This is a genomic window from Collinsella aerofaciens, from assembly GCF_002736145.1.
GTDB lineage: Bacteria > Actinomycetota > Coriobacteriia > Coriobacteriales > Coriobacteriaceae > Collinsella > Collinsella aerofaciens_A.
The window spans coordinates 1,721,438-1,741,925 of the sequence record NZ_CP024160.1; the positions used below are offsets into that span (position 1 = coordinate 1,721,438).

A 20,488-nucleotide genomic window follows, 5' to 3' on the forward strand; every position below is an offset into this window, starting at 1 on the left:
GTGATTTCCCTATTTCTCGTCCGACTTATCGGTCTTGGCCGGAGCCTCGAAGCGATAGCCGACACCGTGGACGGTGTAGAGCCACTTGGGCTTCTTGGGATCATCGCCCAGCTTGGCGCGAAGGTTCTTCACGTGGCTATCGATGGTGCGCTCATAGCCCTCAAAGTCGTACCCAAGCACCTTCTCGACCAGCTCCATACGGTTGTAGACACGGCCGGGATGACGAGCAAGCGTGGTGAGCAGCTTGAACTCGGAAGCCGTCAGATCGACTTCCTTGCCTTCGACCAAGATCTTGTGGCCCGAGATATCGATGACCAGATCGCCGAAGTCGAGTACCTCGACGGCGGGCTCGTCGGCCTGATGGGCACGACGGAACAGGGCGCGTACGCGGGCGACAAGCTCGCGCGGCGAGAACGGCTTAATCAGGTAGTCGTCGGCGCCGAGCTCAAGACCGATAATACGGTCCTCGATCTCGCCCTTGGCAGTCAGCATGATGATGGGAACATCCGAGGTATCGCGAATGGTGCGGCAAACGCGCTCGCCGGGGATCTTGGGGAGCATAAGATCGAGCACGACCAAGTCGAACTGATGCTTCTCGAACTCCTCGATCGCGGACTGGCCGTCGCCGACGCCCACAACCCAGTAGCCTTCGCGCTCGAGATAGGCAGCGACGGCGTCACGGATTGCCTTCTCATCCTCGACCAGCAGAATCTTTTTTGCATCTGAAGCCATAACACGGCCCCCCTGTCTCAATTAGCTAAGAACAAGCCCATTTTAACGCACCTGAGCCCGCCGGATGCCACTATGACGCGGCAGCTCGGCGGGCGGTACTCACAATTACAACGCGTTTATTCCCCTGTTGGCGCCTTTTTAACCCCTCTAAGCTTAAAGAGAGAATAGGCGTGCAGCGACCGTCTCTGGTATACCCTGGCTGTTGCGCACCGTGGCGTACGTAAGGAATGAGTCCGATTTTCCCGCCGTAGCTGGATAATCACCATACTCCAAAGCGCGGTCGGGCGACAGCAGCGAACCATAGGTCTTGGCAGAGGTGTCGATCAGGAAATGCGATGCCTGTACCTTAACAAGGTATTTATTCTTCTTGCCAGCCGCACATGCGAGAGGCTCGCGGGACAGGAAGAGGTACGGCCCTCCCTCATTACCGATATACGTGCCCATGTTGCCCAAGCTGCCCACGCCACTATAGGTCGCCTCGATAGAAAACACGAAGGTATCGCCCATATATACGGCCTCGAAAGGCGAGACTGACGAGGGAAGGACTAGCTGGGCACGTTTGGTGTTGTTGCCATCGGTCAGATCGATTGCCGTTATGCCGTAGTAGACGCCCTCGTCGTTGCGGACACGCGGCGAGATGGTCAAAATGCCGTCGCTCGCGCGTGGGGCCGACGCAAAGCGGCCCGTCGATTTCCAAATTGTCTCGGCCTTAGATTCATCAAGCGAGCGACGATAGCAAAACGAATCGTTACTCGTTTTATTGCCGCCTGCCGAAGGCATTTTATACCAGATGACTGATGACCCGAACGCCGTAAACAGTGGCGGATCGTAGTCCTTGCCACCTCGATCGAGCTCAACCACGTCGCCAGAGAGCGAAGCGCCCGACAGATTTTGAGCGTAGAGCTTCCACGATGAATTGGCAAAGTTCATCTCAACCCACGCAAACACGCCATCGCCAGCACGGACATCGTAAAAAGCATATCCCGTGCCCTCGATAGGATCCTCAATTAATGTGGTAAGTGAGCCATCGCCCAGGTTGAGCACACCGAGTGTGTTGGCGTGCAGTGCCGATGCGGGCGCCATCATTGCCGCAGCATAGTCACCCTCGCAGTAGTACAGCAACGTGCCCAGCGGCAGCGTCCACGATGCCACCGGCTCAAGATCGATGTCGACTGCCTCGTACTCATCCGTAATCGAGATGATCTTGGAATCGTCCTTGATAACCTGCGGCTCGCCAGCGGCATCATCACTGGTGCCTGTTTTTTTCGAACATCCGGCAAGCACCGTGGCAGCGCCCGCGGCAGCTCCACCGAGCACAAAGCCGCGGCGCGATATTCCGTTCTTGATGTGGTCGGCGATACCCATTAGGCGATCTCGGCGCGGGCGGCCTCGATAGCGCGCGTAAGCTGATCGGCGCAAGAGGTCTTCTTCATGCCGCAGGTATTGCCGGCAAGAACCTCGATCACACGGTCGGCAGGAGCGCCCTCGACCAGTTTGGAGATGGCCTTGAGGTTGCCATCGCAGCCGCCGGTAAACTCGACGCCCAGTACCTTGCTGCCGTCGTCGGAAAGATTGAGATGGATATTGCGAGAGCACACGCCCTGAGGCTTGTAGTCAAAGCTAATCATTGAGATCCCCTCTCATAGAGAAATTTCAGATGTCTATTATCCCCGCCCGGGCCGATATAGTATCGCGGGCACCGATTCAACATCCTACGATGCACAAACCGGTGACTGCAATACTAACGATTCGCGTCCTGAGCGTGAACTTCACGCTTCTCTTGATACATGTTATGGTCGGCAACGCGGTATATCTCGGCCAGCGTACAGCCGGGTGTCTCTACCGTCGCGATGCCAAATGACGCGCTGACGGCCAGCGCATCATCGCTCGCCGCAGCAAGACCGCGGCGAAGATCTTGCACCAATTGACGCGCGGACTCGCGATCAGTGTAGGGGCATATCAACAAAAACTCATCTCCACCAACGCGCATGGGCACAAACTTCTCGCCTGCCACCCGCCTCAATACAGACGCCGTACGCCGCAGCAACTCATCACCCATTTCGTGACCGTAAAGATCGTTGGTGCGCTTGAGGTGGTTGCAGTCCATCATGATCACACTCACGGGCAGGGATTTGTTCACCGAGTCGTCGCCAAGGGACTCAAGGTAATTTCTATTGCGAAGCCCCGTCAGTTTATCCTGAAAAGAAAGCTCTTCGGCGCGCTTTGCCATCGAGATGTTATGCGTCGCCACGACGACCGATTCCAGTCGGCCCCGCTCATCGCGACGCTGCGGAACAACCTGCAGCGAATACCAAGCACCTCGGCAATCTCGCACCTTGGCATCCAAGTGCGGCACGCCCTCCATACGGTCCCGAAGCGTACTTGTATCTATAAGCTCCATGACCACTTCGCGGCTTTCGGGACTCACAACGTCTCGACAAACCGTGTCCAAAAAGTCATATGCCTCGGTATGCTCAGCAAATATTTTCGCCATCGACGGCGACATGTTAATTCCCTCGATCTCGACCGTATCGAGATGCAACAGGAAGGTCGACTCATACGCAGAACTGATGGCATTGATGATGCCGAGCTGCTTGTCCTTTTCGGCCAAGTTGCGACGGTCGGCAATAGTGCGCACCAACAGCACTACGACCCAAAACGCCAGGCACGCCAGCACGCCGGCAGCGACAAATGCAATCCTGCCAGACATGACCTCAGATTTGGGGTAGAGCGCAAACAGGCGGTAGTCCTTATACGCCGCACGCACGGCATACCAGGTAGTTCCCTGATATTCGACGCGCGTTAGGCTTTCGTCTTTCCAGTCAGTTCCGCTATCGGCAAGAAGTCGGGCAAGGGCTATATCGACGGTCGAATCGTTTGAGGATACGATTTGCGCATCGCGCATCACGAGCACCGTTGGACCCTGATGGAACGTGTTGTTCACGAGCACGTCGGCGATAACGTATGAATAGTCATCGGAGGGCTCAGCCGCAAGCGATTGATACCCCAACGCCACCCCATCACCGTACGGAATGGCACTCACGGCAAAGTCGACGCCGCGACGCTCTACGACGGTCGAGTAGGACACTTTGGAGCCTCGATACATCGATGCGACCGGCGAACAGGCCAGCTCCTCTCGCCACAGCATCAGAGGATCGCGACCGTCGACATCGTAATGAGCGGCCATATGGCCGTCGGCGTCCATGACCAACATTCCCGAAAGACACTCGGTATGGACATATTCCTCGACCAGATCGTCGTTGACTTCAACGCGATCAGGCGGCAAGAACGCCGCAAACGACTCGAGCGCAGCATCCAAATTGTGCGTCGCCTCGGTTTTTCTTCCCTGTTCATATCGGTCATATTTTTTGCAGGCGTTTTTTAGAAACACCATGGTTTCCTGGCCAAACCCAAGCGTTTTATCGAGACAGCGATGCGTGCCGACCATGTAGAGCAAACTCAATAGGACAACGCTGGCCACAACGCCGATAGCCGCGGCGACCAAACCCTTTCGACGCAAGCGGCACTTGTCATTTGTCATGATTCCGCCCTTTGCCCGTCCGCCGTCGCTCCTGCCTTGTAATTGCTCACAATACGATCAATCGTGCCGTCCCGATCCATGTCGAACAGCACGGTATTGAGGTTTTTGACGTACTCCCCTTCATAGCTGTTCTCAAACGCAACGCCCAGGTCAACTGTCATAACGTCGTCGGCAAACACGCGATAAACACCGGGATACTGCGCGACGAGCCGGTCGAGCGATTGAACGTCCGCCATCCAACAGTCAACATAACCTTTGACCAGGGCAGCTTTGCAGAGTTCGGCAGAGCCATATGATTTGACGTGCACATCCGGCGAGATACCCAGGTCCCCGGCAAGCAATCGGCGTTCACTCACCGAACCCGCAATCACCGCAATGGTCTTGCTTTCATCGAGAGACGTCAAACCCTTAATACCACTCGTTTTCTTGGCGGCGACCGAGACTGTCACGGTCAGATACGGCTCAGTCCAGCAATAAACGTCTTCGCGATAATTGGGCGAATAGTCGCACCACAGACAATCGATATCGCCGTTTTTGAGCAGGCGATCGCGATCATTCCAAGATATGTCAACAAATTGCGGTTTGATTCCAGCACGCTTGCAGGCCTCGCGGGCGATATCGATATCGATACCGGCGTAATCGCCTGTGGTATCGACATACACATAGGGGTCATTATCCGTAACGCCAATCTTGAGCACCGGGAGATCTTTATCGGCTTCATTCGAGGAGGAAGGACTGCGTCGAACGGTATACGTCAGGGCGCCCGCACAGACGGCAACAAAGAGTATGAGCACAAACGAGACGATAGCGCCTCGTTTAATACGTCTGGGCACGTGCCTCCTTTCATCAAAACAGCAGCCGAATTTTCATTCTATTACCGGAGCCTGCGGCAGCAACGAAAAAAAGCGCCTCGCCCAAGACGGGCAAGGCGCCAATGGTTGAAATGTATCCGCAAGCGGTCGAATAAAGCCAGCCTACTCGAAGCTCAGCTGCTCCAGACGATCAAAGACCGTGTCGATACGGGTGAGGAAGTCCCACGGATCAAAGATCTCGTCGAGCTTCTCCTGGCTGACGGTGCAGCGCGGGTCGGCCTCGAGACGCTCCTTAAAGGTGGGGCCGGAGACACAATCCTGCACCTCGTGCCAGGTTGCCATGGCGTTCTCCTGCACAATGGCGTACGCGTCCTCGCGGGTGATGCCCGTGTCGACGAGGGCCAGCAGCACCTTGGAGGAGAAGATGAGGCCGCGGGTCTTATTGAGGTTGGCCATCATGCGGGCAGGGTACAGCTGCAGGCCGTCGATAACGCGGATGAGGCACTGGAACATGTGGTCGAGGGCGATGAAGCTGTCGGCCTGAGCGACACGCTCGGCAGAGGAGTGCGAAATGTCACGCTCGTGCCACAGGGCGACGTTATCGAAGGCAACCTGGGCGTTGGACTTCACGACGCGCGACAGACCGCAGACCTTCTCCATGGTGATGGGGTTGCGCTTGTGCGGCATGGCGGAGCTGCCCTTTTGGCCCTTACGGAACGGCTCCTCGGCCTCGAGCGTATCGGTCTTCTGCAGATTGCGAACCTCGGTAGCGATGCGCTCGCAGGTGGCCGCGGTGGTGGCGAGAACGCCGGCGAGATAGGCGTGATGGTCGCGGCTGATAACCTGCGTGGACAGCGGGTCGTGAACCAGACCCAGGTGCTCGCAGACATACTCCTCGACAAACGGTTCGATGGAGCTGTACGTGCCAACAGCGCCCGAGATGGCACCGAAGGCAACATTCTTGCGGGCGTCCTCAAGACGATCCAGATCGCGCTTGAGCTCCCAGGCCCAAGAGCCGAATTTCATGCCGAAGGTCATCGGCTCGGCGTGGATGCCATGAGTGCGGCCGGCACAGAGCGTGTTGCGCTCCTCAAAGGCGCGACGCTTGCAAATCTCGCCGAGCTTCTTGACGTCCTCGATGATCAGGTCGCAGGCCTGGGTGAGCTGGTAGCACAGAGCCGTGTCGCCCAGATCGGAGCTGGTCATGCCATAGTGAACCCAGCGGCTGGGCTTGGGGTCGCCCTCGGGAACATCGGCGTCGATGTACTCCTTCATGTTGGTCAGGAAGGCGATGACATCGTGGCGCGTGACCTCCTCGATCTCGTCGACCTTTGCCTTCTCAAAGTTGGCATGGTCGCGGATCCACTGGGCCTCGTCTTTAGAAATGCCGATCTTGCCGAGCTCCGCTTGGGCCTCGCAGGCCAGGACCTCGATCTCCTGCCAAATGGCGTACTTGTTCTCGAGGGAGAAGATGTGTCCCATCTCCGGGCGGGTATAGCGATCGATCATAGCGGCTCCTTTTTGGTTATTGGCACGTTGGTCGTAACCCAACCATTGTACCGTGCGCAGGTGCAAGTATGGGCAGCAGGCATTAACCTAACATTTTGGAATTGGAGCGGGCAACGGGACGTCCGCGTATTTGCTTCGCAAATCCGCACCGGCTGCGATCGATCTCCTCGGATTCACGGAGACGATGGGGAAGACTTTGTTGAATTGGCCGTCCCAAGGTCTCCCGCGCTCGATGGAGCGGGCAACGGGACGTCTGCGTATTTGCTTCGCAAATCCGCACCGGCTGCGGTCGATCTCCTCGGATTCACGGAGACGATGGGGAAGACTTTGTTGAATTGGCCGTCCCAAGGTCTCCCGCGCTCGATGGAGCGGGCAACGGGACGTCCGCGTATTTGCTTCGCAAATCCGCACCGGCTGCGGTCGCCTATCGGCGACCTTGCCTGCTCGCTATAAACGCTTCGCGTTTATTTAACGCTCGCACCCTGTCGGGTTCGAGTCCCGGCACTTTATTGAAAAAGGCACGGTAGCGAAACGTTACCGTGCCTGAAATTCGAATGGAGCGGGCAACGGGACTCGAACCCGCGAGTGTCAGCTTGGGAAGCTGATGCCTTACCACTTGGCGATGCCCGCTTGTGTGTTGGCTAGTATAACGCGGTTGTCTTGTTCGATACAAGGGTGGCGATGCTTGTTTTAGCTGTGGAGATTCGTTTGAAAATCGCATCAATTGTGGAGACGAGGACCTTTGGCCTCCTGTTCTCCTTATCTTCTACCTGCGCTTTTGCCTGATTGTTGTATTCGAGCTCAATTTGTCAGGAATTGGGCAAGCTTTTGGTCAGGCTCCGGTACTTACCCGCATGAACCTCGGGGGTAGCCTCATCCTACGCGTCGCAACCTCCCCATGCGGCGCACGAGGGATAAGGAGCAGCCATGTCCAACGCACCCACGCACTCTGTCCACAGCGCAATCGCAACAGGTCCGCTGCTCCTGCTCCTCTTCCTGCTGTTCGGCTGCCTAGCACCGGGAGCCGCATTTGCCGTCGATGGCTACGACCAGCTCGGCTTCCGTACTATTAGCGATGATTGTGGGCCCTTCTTCATCGGCAAATATGAAGCTCAAGACGCCTCGATTGCCTACTGCATGAACCAGGAACGCCCCGGGCCCACCAAGCCGGGCGGCCCATGGCTCAACTTTGATCAAGGCTGGGTGTGGCTCGACGACGAGTTCGCGGCAATCGTTTGTCACGGATATCCTACCGCCACGTCGTTTGGCGGTTACCATCTTTCACCCGATCGCGCCCGCGCCGCCACCCAGCTTGCCGTATGGATGCTCAACGGCACTACCCATGTCGACGGCACCTACTCCTACACGACCGCTCAGGGCAAAACCAAGAGTGGGCACTTTACCGCCGACAATGAAGTCGTGGCGGCTGCGCGGTGGCTCCACGACAGCGCAAAATCAGGAAGCATCAAAGCCGCTCCGCACCGCGCGCGGCGCTATATAGGAACCGTATCGGGCGGCAGCAAACGTCAAGACATGCTCTATGTACTGCCGGCGGTCTCTGTTTCCTTCCAAAAGCAGTCTGCAAACGCTGCCATTACCAGCGGAAACAATACTTATCAGTTTGACGGGGCAACATTCGATGTTTTTGAGAGCGCCAGCGGCGCGCGTGTCGGCACCGTCCAGATGGACAGCAACGGTCGAGCGCGGGCAACACTCCTACCCAACACGGCATACTACCTAGTTGAAACAACAGCGCCAGCTGGTTATATCCCCCTGCACGATCGCATTACCTTTACCACGACGGATAACGGCGGATACGTCACCATTGATGAACAACCCGGCACCATTACCTTGCGCATTGTAAAGCTCGACGCCGCAACGAATGCAGGCCCCCAAGTTGGGGCTTCGCTCGCAGGAGCAGAATTCGTGTGCGTATCGCAATCAACCCCTGGATGGACACAAACTCTCAGGACCGATGAAAGCGGTCGAGCTACCCTCACCGATGTCCCCCTGGGAACCTTTACCATCTATGAATCGAAGGCGCCCGAGGGCTATTTGCCCTCCGGTGACAGTTGGTCTTACACCGTTGGAGCCGACCAACTCGGCGATTCAGGCGTGGTCGAGATCGAATCTCGCGTTTCCGATATCCCTATTGCGTTTGACCTTGAGATTTCCAAATTCAAGGACTACGGCAATAGCGATCAATCCGGCCTGGAGCAGCCGGCAGGAGATGTTGTCTTTGAGGTTGTCAGTAACAGCTCTCAGCAGGTTGTTGGCACACTGACTACAAACATCTATGGCTTTGCCTCCACCAAAGACCAGCCCGAAGCATGGTTCGGCACAGGCAAGCGACCAGCCGGTGTCCACGGAGCCGTCCCATACGACCGCGCCGGCTACACGGTTCGTGAGGTTCCGGAAACCGTCCCCGAGGGTTTTAAACGTGCGGGGGAATGGACCGTCGAGGCCAATCAGATTTCCGACGGCGCCGAGCTTCAATATATCGTGGACAACCACGCTCTGTCGACGCATCTCCAGATTGTAAAACGCGATGCCCAAACAGGCGCTTCTGTTCCCCTAGCCGGATTCACCTTCCAACTCCTCGACAGCAATCACAAACCTGTCTCACAAACATGCTGGTATCCAGCACATAACGTAATGGACACCTTTACGACTGACGCGACCGGCACCGTCACACTGCCCGAATCGCTCGTGCCGGGCACCTATTATGTACGCGAAACCTCGGCCAAAGAGCCCTATCTTGTCGGCGGAGAGATCGAGGTAAACATACCCGCCGATATAAACCTAACGCCCGTTGCAATCGTCTCGTATTATGACCACGCCGCGACCGGAAACATCAGGATCGTTAAAACCGATGCCGTAGACGGCAGCAGCCTCGCGGGCGCCATCTTTGAGATCCGTGCCTCAGGTGATATCGTGCGCCCCGACGGTAGCATTGCCGCGCTCGACGGTGAGACTGTCGCTACCGTCACGACGGATGAAACTGGAGAAGCACGCGCGGACGACCTCCCGCTGGGATCTGGCACCGCACGCTACGAGGTTGTCGAGACTCAAGCGCCGACCGGCTTCTTACTCGACCGGACGCACCATATCGTCGACCTTACCTATGCCGACCAGAAAACACCCGTTGTGGAAGCACGGCTTAACGTATCCGACGATTACACCAAGGTTGATATCTCCAAGGTCGATGCAAGCGGAGAGCAGGAAGTGAAAGGCGCACAGCTCACCTTATATGGTCCCGATAAAACCGAAATAGACTCCTGGACCTCATCCGACAAGCCGCACCGCATCGAACATCTTGCACCCGGCACTTACTCGTTGCGCGAAACGATGTCTCCGCGGACCTATGACCTTGCCGAGGAGATAGCGTTTGAAATAAAGGATACGGGAGAAGTCCAATCCGTCGCGATGAAGGATGCGCCCATCGAGATCAAAGGACAGGTCGACAAGCGTCAGGAACTTGTCCAACCTATCGGGAAGGGTCTGTTGGCTAACGGCGATGGAAAAAACCGCGCCGCGATGCAAACCAATACGGATGGGCTTTTCTCCTATACCATCGATGCTCGAAACGATTCCGCTACCTGGGTTGATGAGTTTACGATTACCGATGATCTTGAGTGCGCCAAAGACGGTACGGCGAGATTCGTCTCAATCGAAACCCCCGTCGCCATCGGCGACCTCAACGGTCTGTGCAACGTGTGGTATCGCACGACGCCGTTGGACTCGACAGACGTCGATGAGCCGGCAAACGCGACGCTTGACGATGGGCACGAAAATCCTTGGCTTGAGTCCGACGAAGTAAAAGAGAGTCTGGGTGAAGATTGCCGCCTCGTCGATTACGACGGCTGGCACCTCTGGAAGGCGGATGTCTCGACCACGGAATCCGCCACACTCGAGGCGAAAGAACTCGACCTTGCATCCAATACCGTCGTAACGGGCATTCGCATTGAATACGGTGCGGTAGCCGCCGACTTTACGACTCGAAGCGATACGGATTCTTGGACCCGTGATGATCTCAAAGATGAGCACGACGACCTTGACGATGCCAAAGCAATCCTTGGCACAGATGCTTGGGGCGCAGTCGTGCACATGCAGGCAACGTCGGCTTATACACCCCAAACTGCACTCACCAACAGCGCACGCGTCGATCTTTGCCGCAACGGCGGCGGCGATAAACTTGAGTCACATGACGAGGACCGTGTCATTCAACGCTGTACCCTACCGCAGGACCTACCGGCAACAGGATCAGCTCCCATCGCCGCTTGCATCACCGCGCTCCTGACCTCGGGTGCCGCAGCCCTATGGTTCGCTCGCCTTAGGTCAATCCCAAAGAAGCGCTAGCGCGATGAAAAAGCGGGCGAGCCAGTCCCCCGGCTCGCCCGCTTTCAATCATTTAAATCGCCGTATCTACTCTGCAGACGAAGATCCACCATCAACGATTGCCTGCTCGGACTCAGGAATCCCATCGGCACCTGTGCTCTGTTCTTGCTCCACCTCTTCGCTGATTGCGGAGGCGGGGGTCGAGCCCTTCGCGCCCACGATGTAGGCAGCTCCAAACCCTAACGCAATGGCAATCAAGGTCAAAATCACGTAGACAGGCCAATGGCGCTTAATATACGAAAACACGTTGACTCCTTAGAGCTCCGTCTACGAACGGCGGATAACCTCGGTCACGACCTCGGATACCGTGGCAATGTTCGTCGGGTTGACATTGTGGGGCAGGTCGTCCTCGGTACGAGCGCAAGCCAGACGCGTGCCGTCCACGCCCGCGATGGTGAGGGCTCGGCGGCTCGCCTCGAGCGCGGCGTAGGCATCGGTCTTGGCATAGGGCATCTCGAGCGCGCCACAATCGACATGGAACGACTTGCACACCTTGCTGACCAGGTTCATGATGCGGCGATCGCCCTTGAGCAGCTGCTGTTCGCCCTCAACCGTCACCACCGAAAGCCTACCGGCGCCGACGGATTCAAGATTGATGAAGAAAACGCCGCGGAGCTTATCGCGATGCGAAGCCAAGAAGGCCTTCATGCCGGCGCCATCACAATCCAAGGCGCCCGTTGCCACAAACCAGATATCGTGACCGAGCAGTTCATCATCGCCCATAGAGGCGACAGCCGAGAGCATATCTTCGGAAGAAGCGCCGTCGGAAGACGTAGCGCCGCCCTTCCAGCCATCGTTATCGTCCTCGAAATTATCCCACGAACCGATGCCGCGACCGGACTTCTTGGCATCGTAATCGTCTTCGACGCCCAGCCAATCACTCATGCTGTCCTGTTCGTTTTTCTTTTTACGACCGAACAGGCCGCCCAGACCGCGCTTGCGAGGCTTGGGTGCCGCCGGGGCGGGAGCCGAAATGGTCTCGATCGGCTGCGCGCCCGACGCAGCGGGCATAGGAGGCGCAACGGGTGCCGATGTGGGTTCGGGACCCTGAGCGGTAGCAAAGGGGTCGTTGACCTGGGCAGAGGGATCGGGAAGGTCGAACAGCGACGTGCGAGACGCAACGTTTGCCTGCTTCATAGACGGCAGCGACGGATCGGGGACCGAAGCCAGCGGAGACGAGGAAGGTGCGGGCGACGGAGCCGACGCCGGATCGGGAACATTCATCTGCGGGCGTGGTGATGCCTGGGAGGAAATCTGGGCCATAAGGGAATCGACTGTTTCGTCCTGGGTGGGAGAAACATCGGCAACCGTGGCACCGGAACCACTCGGGGTCGGCATGGTGAAAATCTGCGTGGAGTAAGGCCTCGACTCATCCGTCTCGGGAGTCTCGGAAACCGCAGACACTTCCTCCTGCTCGACCTCGGTCGAATCATCTTGCTCGGCTGCCGCGTATTGCTCTTCGTCAGAGTTGGCCTCGACGGGCTCGTCCTCGGCAGCATCCTGAATTTCGGCAGCATCAATGGGCTCGTCATCGTCTGCCGCGTCGTCCTGCTCATCGGAAGCAGGAAGGGGCTCGGCAATCGCGGTGCCTTGCTTTTCAAACGTTATCGTGGAATCGAACTTCGCGGCATCAAACGACATGGTGCTATCGACGTGCTGCTGAGCCTCGAAAGACGTCGTCGCCTCAACAACATCCGCGGACGCCGGTTGCTGGGACTCAAAGGACGTTGTAGCTTCGGCAGCGTCGACGGGCACGGACTGCATAGTCTCGTTCTGCTCGAACTCTTGCGCCGCGCGCTCACGTGCCGCCTCGGCTGCCTGCTGCTGAGCGATAGCCTCCTGCTCGGCAGCCTCGCGTGCGGCAGCGCGCTTCTCCTCGAAATCGTCGACAAATTTCTTGCCCTTTGCAAGCGCACCCTTAAAGAAGTTGGAAGCACTGGCGCCAATCGAAGAGAACGCGGATGCAATATCGGCATGGGGCGTTGCCGCGGGAATCTCGGCCGAGAAATCAGTATCGCTCTCGTAAGACACGCGCCTCGGCTGTTCAACGTAATCGTCGTCAGACTCGTCCGCAACGTCTTGCGCCGGCGCGGCGGGGGCCAAAATGTCCAGTCCTGCCGCGGGATCGATCGCGGACACCGCCTCGGGCTCGGCAACGGCAGCGGTAACCGCGGCAGACTCATCATCCACGGCGACAATGGGCGCAGGTGCAGTCACGACGGGGGCAGGCTCGGGCTCAAACGTCGGCTCCTCGCCTTCCTCGTAATCGAGCGTGCAGGACTCGGGAAGCATTCCGAGCGCACGGATGGCATCCGAACCAAAGCGGATGTTGCCGGCGGCATTGCGATAGAGCTTGGGCTCGGGCTCGGCCGCGACAGGCTCCTCCGCCGGCTCGGCAGTGGGAACCTCGTCATTGAACTCTTCGGCCTGGACAGCCTGATTCTGATCCTCGGGCACGATGGCGCCAATCAGCGTCTCGTCGGCAGACGCACCCTCAAAGCCCTCGATCTGCTCGTCGAAAGCCTCGCCCTGTTCGGGCTCGGTCTGAGCGTCGGGAGCAATCGGCTGACCGAACTCGTCCTCGGCGTAGGTAGGCTCTTCATACTCGATGGTGTTGCCGTAGTCGTTTTGCTGTTGGGCCGCGGCATACTCCGCTGCTGCGCGCGCCATCTCCTCGGCACGACGCTTCTGCTCCCCAAAATAGGTATCGAACGGAACATCGTCGGGAAACTCGTTTTCGCCCTGGAAGGGAGCAACGTTGTCCATAACGCCGAGCATAGCGGCGACAGAAGACTTGTTGCACACCGCGCCGGACGTATAGGGAAGAATGTAGCGGTTAGAAATGATGTTTGCCGCGTTGGCGAGCGCAACGAGGGAAGCGAGGATCGCGACAATCCACAGCAGAACCTTGAGCGCGCCGGGGAGCGGCAGGATACGCAAGATGGCAACGGCAGCAGGGGCAACCGTGGCAACGGGCAACAGCTTGGCGATGAGCGCACGATACGAAGCATAGGGCTCGCGAGCGAGCAGCTCAGCACGGGGAGAGTCGTAGTGTGCGACAACGACCACCGGGCGGTTGCGCGGAGACGCGAGCGGGCCCGAGGCCTTGTGATAGGCGATGACATTTTGGCTCACGCCCGTCTTGCCCAGGCGCGAAACCACAGGGTGGCCCGTGCGCTCGAGCACGTAAAGAACGGCGCCGACAATGGCCAGCAAGGTGCCGACCAAGCCGATGCCGCCGCCGATGCCCATCAGCAGGGCGCCGGCAAACGCAAGAATACCGGTAACGGCAAATGCCAACCTACTGGGCGCCGGGGCATTGAACTCCTGAACCTCGGGATCAAAGCCGTGGTTGCGGAAGATCTGAGCGATATCCTCGGCAGCCAAGCGCTCTTCTTCGCTGCATGCCGGCGTAATGCCGGTGTTCTGCAGCAGGTGGTTAATATAGTTCTGGGTGTTCGCCATGTGCGCTCCACATCCATAATCCGACAAATAGGCCCAATGCATGCACATTAGAACCGTATATAGTCGAAAGTATACCCCGAGCGAGCGCAAACGACCGAATTCGGGCCATCTTAACGCCCCGAGCGGACAAGGATATAGCCTAATCTCCATATCGGACTAAAATCATGGCAGCAAACCACCTTCTCATGCGAGGACTCTATGACGGCAAGCGACGCGACCGCGACAATTAAACAGGAAAATTCGGAGCCCAGTTTCGATAAAACGGCTCAGCGCATCCTCAATCTTTTCTTTGTGCTCAACAGCTCCCCCGAACCGCTGACGACCGAGCAGATCGTCTTGGATTCCGACCTGGGATATGGCTCGGGCAACATCGACTCGGATAAGCGCAAGTTTCGGCGCGATCGTGACAAACTGCTCGAACGTGGCATCTTAATCAAGGAGGTTCGCCCCGCCGGTGCGCAGGAGACCGAGGAAAGCTCGTGGACAATCGACCGCGAGCACACGTTTGCAGCAGGCGGCCTCATCACCGCAGACGACGCCGACATCCTACTCAACGCCATCGACCAGACGCTAGCGGCCGGCTCTTCCACCTTTGCCGCGCCGCTTGCCGATATTCGCTCCAAAATTGCCTACCTCACCGGCATGTCGGCGGTGGACGAAGCACCGATCCGCCGCTCTCCCACCGTCGATGCGGTATGGAGCGCCTTTGCCGAGCGATGCGCGCTGCGATTTTTATATCAGAACGGACGCGGCGAGCAGAAAGAGCGTACCGTCTGCGTCTACGGCATGTTCGAGCGCGAGGGCGTGGCGTACTTCTGCGGCCTCGACAATGCCACCGACGACATCAGGACATTCCGCTGCGACCGTATCGTTCGCGCTTGGCGTCCTTCGAAGACCTACACCATCCCTGCGGACTTCAACCTCAACGACTACCTGTTCTTTGAATTCGATTTTGCCGACCGACCGCCCGTTGCAGCCACGTTCTCATTCGCCCCTCAGACGCAGATCGATATGATCAACGGTCTCACGCGCGGGCGAGGTAAGCTCGCACACACCGATGCGGGATGGATCTGGACCGTTGACGTGCGCGACCTTGAAGCCGCCGCTTCATTTTGCATGGCCCACGCCATGGACGGCATGAGGCCCATGGCCCCCAAATCGCTCAAACAGGCGTGGAACCACCTCATCGAAAGGACGGTGCACGAGCATGCCCGTGCGTAAACTCACCAGCGAGCAGAGGCTCTCGCGCGCCATCGACCTCATGGAGGCCCTCTACGCCGCCGGCGAGAACGGCATGACTCGAAACGAGATTTGCAGTCGCTTTGACATCACGGGGGCGTCGCTCGACGAGATTCTCGAGATCGTCTCGACGCTCGCGGACCGAGAATCGGGTGCGCGTATCATCTGCGAATGCCACGGCGAGCGTGTGGTCCTCACCGGTGACGCCGGACGTGTGCTACCGTTGCGCTTGAGTGCCGCCGAGGGCGCCGTGCTCAACCACGAACTTGAATCGTTGGGGATCGAGCCGCAGACGGCAGCTCGGATTCGACACGCTCTTCTACCCGAAGAGCTCGGCTATAACCAGCGCGTCTTTGACACCGTCAACCACGGGTCGCACTGGCAGCAGCTGAGCTGCGCCATTCAGGACGGCGTTCGCTGCCTCATCTCGTATCGTTCGATGGACGATGCACGGCCACGCGAGCGTCTGGTCGACCCCTTGCGCATTACGGCAAACGGCGACCAAACATACCTGATTGCCTGGGACATCGCAGTCGATGAGCAGCGCACCTATCGCATGGATAAAATCGAGGGACTCACCTTGACGGAAGACTCCGTCGTGCCTCACGCACCGGACGTTGCATCCCTCCACGATTCCCTTGCCCGGACGCAGCGTAGCGCAAAGCTCTTGATGCCATTCGATATGGCGGAGCATCTGGACTGGGCCGGCATCACCCTCATCGAGCGCAGCGGGGCAGACATGGCAACGGTAACCGTGCATTACGGCTCCGAGCGTTGGCTACTGAGCCAGATAATCGCAGCGGGTGGAGCCATCCGCATCTTGGATGACCCCACCCTGTCAAAGCGTCTGTGCGATATGGCAAAAACCCTCGTCTGTCCGCTTTAGCGCCGCCGCTCGTGGCGTGCGCGCCACAGTTGCAGATAGTGACCGATCTGTGCCGATTCGATGCGCTGGTAGGAGCTCGTGGGCAGCGACGTTAAGAACTTCTTTCCGTAGCCCTTCGTCACCAGGCGCGGGTCGGCCAGAATCAGCACGCCGCAATCGGTCGACGAGCGGATAAGGCGGCCGGCCGCCTGCTTGACCTCGAGCACTGCCTCAGGCAGCGAATAGCGCGCCCAAGCGCGGTCTTCGCGCAGGTTGCGCTCGCACGAGAGCGGGTCCGTGGGGCTCGAGAACGGCAGCTTGGGAATGATGACGCAGCGCAGCGTCTCGCCGCTGGCGTCAAACCCCTCCCAGAAGGCCTTAAGCGCAAAAAGCGACGAGGTTGGCTCGTTGATAAACCGGTCGCGTAGGCGACGAGGAGATGAGTTGCGCTGCTGGCAGTTGAGCTCCAGACCCGCACGGGCCATCTTGGGCTCAACGCGGGCGTACAGGTCTTCCATGTCGCGCCGATTGGTGAACAACGTGAGCACCGATCCGCCCATGGCAAGATGGGCGTCGACCAGCACGCGCTCGAGCGCCGTAAGATAGCTCTCACGATCGCGCGGATCGGGGATATCGCCCGCAACGACTACAGCCATGTTCGAATCGAAGTCGTAGCTCGAGTCCAAGTGCAGTGATGAGGATGTTGAAGCACCGATGCGATCGAGGCCGACCGCGTGGTTAAAGTGTTCAAAGCTTTTGGACACCGTCATGGTCGCCGAGGCAAAGATAGCCGTGTGAACCTCGGGCAGCCACTCGGTTGCCAAGGCCTCGCCAATGTCGATGCGCTCTGCGGTCATAGACTCTCCGCCGGCACGCAGCCTGCGATTGACCTGCAGCGAATACACGTAGTGTTCATCGGTACCATCAATGATGAGCTTGAGGTTCTCGGCCAGCTCGTGCAGGCGGCGCGAGATATCACCCAGGTCGACAACAACCTCTGGCTTGTCGGCGGCGACGGCTTGCACCAGCGCGTCGACGCTCTTGTCAGCTTGTTCCAATGCGTCGATGCCAGTGTAGGCCGACGGTAAGAAATCATGCCAGTCGTCAGATTCGCGCAGCTCGGGGCCAATCCATAGATTGGCATTGTCATAGCCCCCACGGGCACGGCGACCGAGCTCGCGAACGCCATCGAACACGCCGGCGATCGCCATGCTCGCGCGCGCAACCGTCGACGTCGCCTTGGCAGTAAGGCCCAGATAGAGCGTAGAGCCCTCGGAGGTTGCCAAATCACGGGAAACCTGGCTTAGCGCGCCGGTGCTCGAGCCACCCAGACGCTCAAACAGAACGCGTGATTCGTCCGCCGACACCACACGCGCCCACTGACGGCGCGCCTCGCGCTCGATGGAATGGGCCTCGTCGATTACCCAATGACGAATCGGAGGCAAAATCCTGCCCTCGGCCGCGACGTTGCGGAACAGCAGGGAATGGTTGGTGACCACCACATCGGCATGCGCCGCACGACGGCGAGCGCCGTGGACCAAACATTTATCAGGGAAAAACGGGCAGAGGCGACGAGCACACTCGCGCGAGGCCGTCGTAAAGTCGGGACGGTTGACGCTGCGCCACCGAATGCCGAGCGAGTCGAGGTCGCCATCGGCTGATTGGCAGACGTACGCCATAATGACCGCGACCGCCGTGAGCGTGTCCGCCGGATCGCGCTTGGTGGTAATCTCGACCTGGCCGCGGCTCATGCGCTCAAGCTTGCGCAGGCACGGATAGTGGTCATACCCCTTGAGAGCGCAAAATGACAGACCACCGTCCAGTTGCTCGGCAAGTTTTGGCAGCTCATGGTACATGAGCTGGTCGGCAAGATTGTTCGATTTGGTCGCAATACCAACCGTGATGTTGTTACGGCGTGCTGCCTCGGCAAAAGGCACCAGATAGGCCATCGATTTGCCGACGCCTGTGCCTGCCTCAATTACTCGATGAGTGCCCGTGACCAGCGCATCGCGGACCTCGAGCGCCATCGCGATCTGCTCATCACGCGGCTCGTAGGTGGGATACATGCGATTGACCAGGCCACCTGGCGCATAGTCTGCCTCAATCTCCTCACGACTCGGCATCTTGAGAACCGGCAGTTCATCGGCGTCCACCCGATCGTCGGCGCGATCGGCCTTGAGAACGTCAGCACGAGCGGCGCTGAGAGAGAAGATAGAACCAGGGTTCTGCCCTGCCAAGAATGAGAAGATAGGACGATAGGACCAAGGCACGTCCGGATGCATGTCGGCTAGGCGCGCCATGAGGCCCTGGGGCAAGTCGGTGAGCGCCACGAGCAACACGCGCCATACGCCACACAGGGCGTCGACATCGGCATTGGCACGGTGTGATACCGAGTCGCAGCCAAACAGATCGGCCATAAAAGACAGCTTGTGCGAGGCCAGGCGCGGAAGCGCGATGCGCGACAGCGCCAGCGAATCGATCCAAATATCGCTCACGTTGACGCCGCCTTTGACCGACTCGATAAACGAGCGGTCGAACGTGGCGTTGTGTGCGATCACCGGGCAGCCACCGACAAAATCGGCGAGAGCGGCGACGGCCTCAACCGCCGACGGGGCATCTGCCACATCGGCATTTGTAATGCTCGTGAGCTCGGTAATCTCGGCGGGAATCAGCTGCTTGGGATGCACGAAGGTATCGAAGCGGTCGACGATCTCGCGGCCCGAAAGACGGGCCGCCGAGATCTCGATCAGCTCGTTGTCCTGCACCGAAAGACCCGTGGTCTCGGTATCGAGGACAATCACATCTTCCTCGATAAGGCCGAAGGACTGCGTTTTGGCGCGGTCGGCAAGCGTGGCATAGGAGTCGATGACAAACTGCGGCGTTCCTGACGAAACCGCGTCCTCGATTAGCATGCAATGCCCGCTCGACGAAGGCCCATACGGATCAGGCTGTCACAGACCTGCGGGAACGTCATGTCGTCGGTGTGGCGGATCTCATCCGGATACAGCGACGTATCGGTCATTCCGGGAATGGTATTGGTCTCGAGGATAACGGGGCCGTCCTCACTCACAATAAAGTCGCTGCGCGAGATGCCCAGGCAACCGAGGGCCTTGTGAGCGGCGCAGGCAAGCTCCTGAGCGCGAGCGTAATTCTCGGGTGAAATCTGCGCCGGAATGCGATGGATGTCCGTAGGGTCAACATACTTCACGTCCAGATTGTAGAACTCGCAGTCCTCGGGCTTACGAATCTCGACAATCGGCAGGGCGCGCACGTCATCTTCGCCGTATACGCCGACGGTGATCTCGGTACCCTCGATGCACTTCTCGACCAGCACTTTGTCGCCGTACTCAAACGCCTTGGCGATTGCCGCGGGCAGCTCGGAGGGCTCATGGACCAGGGAAATGCCATAGCTGGAACCGTTGACGGCCGGCTTCACAAAGCAGCGCTCGCCACAAACCTCGACGATATGATCGATATCGACTTCGTCGCCCACCTCGAGCGCAAGGCCGGGGGCAATGGGAATGCCCGCCTTGACGTATAGGAGCTTAGAGACCTCCTTGTCGGCACCGCAGGCGCTGGCAAGTACGCCCGAGGCCGTGTAGGGGATACCCAGGGTCTCCATGGCACCCTGCATGGCGCCATCCTCACCGCCGGCGCCGTGCATGGCGATAAATGCCACATCGAATCCGCTGGTCGCCATGGTTACCATAAAGTCATCAGCGGCCGTGTCAAGCAGCTCCACCGAGGTGTAGCCGGCTTCCTTCAGTGCCACCACAACGTTCTTTCCCGAATCGAGCGAGATCTCGCGCTCGGCGGAATGACCGCCCGCCAAGACCGCTACGTGCATGTTCTCTAGGCTTTTACCCGGCATGGGCAGACTCCTCCTCTATAATTTCTGCAGCTGATACCATATTGTAGCGATACCCT

General features: G+C 58.6%; 13 protein-coding genes and 1 tRNA gene. 3 read left to right on the forward strand and 11 right to left on the reverse strand.

All coding sequences use genetic code 11. The annotated features are described in order from the left end of the window. Positions 1-9: 9 nt before the first annotated feature. From CSV91_RS07505 to CSV91_RS07535, 7 genes are all read right to left on the reverse strand, one after another. Positions 10-732 (reverse strand): response regulator transcription factor, encoded by a 723-nt coding sequence (locus CSV91_RS07505; RefSeq protein ID WP_006236208.1) that lies wholly within the window; start codon positions 730-732, stop codon positions 10-12. A 153-nt stretch (positions 733-885) separates the two neighbouring features. Continuing rightward, entirely contained in the window at positions 886-2,097 is a 1,212-nt protein-coding gene (locus CSV91_RS07510; protein ID WP_099432395.1) for a twin-arginine translocation signal domain-containing protein, read from the reverse strand. After that, positions 2,097-2,360: a TIGR03905 family TSCPD domain-containing protein gene (locus CSV91_RS07515; RefSeq protein WP_089572560.1), complete on the reverse strand. Its 264-nt coding sequence runs from the start codon at positions 2,358-2,360 to the stop codon at positions 2,097-2,099. Before CSV91_RS07515 ends, CSV91_RS07510 begins: the two co-directional genes overlap by 1 nt. A gap of 113 nt (positions 2,361-2,473) precedes the next feature. After that, complete coding sequence (locus tag CSV91_RS07520; RefSeq protein ID WP_099432396.1) at positions 2,474-4,273, reverse strand: GGDEF domain-containing protein; 1,800 nt, start codon at positions 4,271-4,273, stop codon at positions 2,474-2,476. Further along, positions 4,270-4,971: a substrate-binding periplasmic protein gene (locus tag CSV91_RS07525; RefSeq protein WP_157758012.1), complete on the reverse strand. Its 702-nt coding sequence runs from the start codon at positions 4,969-4,971 to the stop codon at positions 4,270-4,272. Before CSV91_RS07525 ends, CSV91_RS07520 begins: the two co-directional genes overlap by 4 nt. Before the next feature lie 276 nt (positions 4,972-5,247). Further along, positions 5,248-6,594 carry an adenylosuccinate lyase gene (purB, locus tag CSV91_RS07530; RefSeq protein WP_055251306.1) on the reverse strand — a complete coding sequence of 449 codons (1,347 nt, stop codon included), beginning with the start codon at positions 6,592-6,594 and terminating at the stop codon, positions 5,248-5,250. 555 nt (positions 6,595-7,149) lie between these two features. Beyond that, positions 7,150-7,224: transfer RNA gene (locus CSV91_RS07535), tRNA-Gly, on the reverse strand. 297 nt (positions 7,225-7,521) lie between these two features. Between CSV91_RS07535 and CSV91_RS07540 the strand changes: the two genes are divergently transcribed. After that, on the forward strand, positions 7,522-10,953 hold the full coding sequence (locus CSV91_RS07540; protein ID WP_099432398.1) for a SpaA isopeptide-forming pilin-related protein: 3,432 nt from the start codon (positions 7,522-7,524) through the stop codon (positions 10,951-10,953). 66 nt (positions 10,954-11,019) lie between these two features. Here the strand turns inward: CSV91_RS07540 and CSV91_RS07545 are convergent, their stop codons facing one another. Then, the gene (locus CSV91_RS07545; RefSeq protein ID WP_022094153.1) at positions 11,020-11,238 is read right to left on the reverse strand and encodes a hypothetical protein; all 219 of its coding nucleotides are present in this window, start codon (positions 11,236-11,238) and stop codon (positions 11,020-11,022) included. Positions 11,239-11,259: 21 nt separating this feature from the next. Beyond that, positions 11,260-14,457 carry a hypothetical protein gene (locus tag CSV91_RS07550; RefSeq protein WP_099432399.1) on the reverse strand — a complete coding sequence of 1,066 codons (3,198 nt, stop codon included), beginning with the start codon at positions 14,455-14,457 and terminating at the stop codon, positions 11,260-11,262. Positions 14,458-14,655: 198 nt separating this feature from the next. Between CSV91_RS07550 and CSV91_RS07555 the strand changes: the two genes are divergently transcribed. After that, on the forward strand, positions 14,656-15,678 hold the full coding sequence (locus CSV91_RS07555; RefSeq protein WP_099432400.1) for a helix-turn-helix transcriptional regulator: 1,023 nt from the start codon (positions 14,656-14,658) through the stop codon (positions 15,676-15,678). After that, positions 15,665-16,582 (forward strand): helix-turn-helix transcriptional regulator, encoded by a 918-nt coding sequence (locus CSV91_RS07560; protein WP_099432401.1) that lies wholly within the window; start codon positions 15,665-15,667, stop codon positions 16,580-16,582. The genes CSV91_RS07555 and CSV91_RS07560 overlap by 14 nt, the downstream gene beginning before the upstream one ends. Here the strand turns inward: CSV91_RS07560 and CSV91_RS07565 are convergent. Together CSV91_RS07565 and CSV91_RS07570 are read right to left on the reverse strand one after the other, a co-directional pair. Beyond that, a complete protein-coding gene (locus CSV91_RS07565) occupies positions 16,579-19,473 on the reverse strand; it encodes a helicase C-terminal domain-containing protein (protein WP_099432402.1) in 2,895 nt (964 codons plus the stop codon). The two genes, CSV91_RS07560 and CSV91_RS07565, sit on opposite strands and share 4 nt — an antisense overlap. Then, positions 19,467-20,432 carry a D-alanine--D-alanine ligase family protein gene (locus tag CSV91_RS07570; protein WP_099432403.1) on the reverse strand — a complete coding sequence of 322 codons (966 nt, stop codon included), beginning with the start codon at positions 20,430-20,432 and terminating at the stop codon, positions 19,467-19,469. Before CSV91_RS07570 ends, CSV91_RS07565 begins: the two co-directional genes overlap by 7 nt. Positions 20,433-20,488 lie beyond the last annotated feature (56 nt).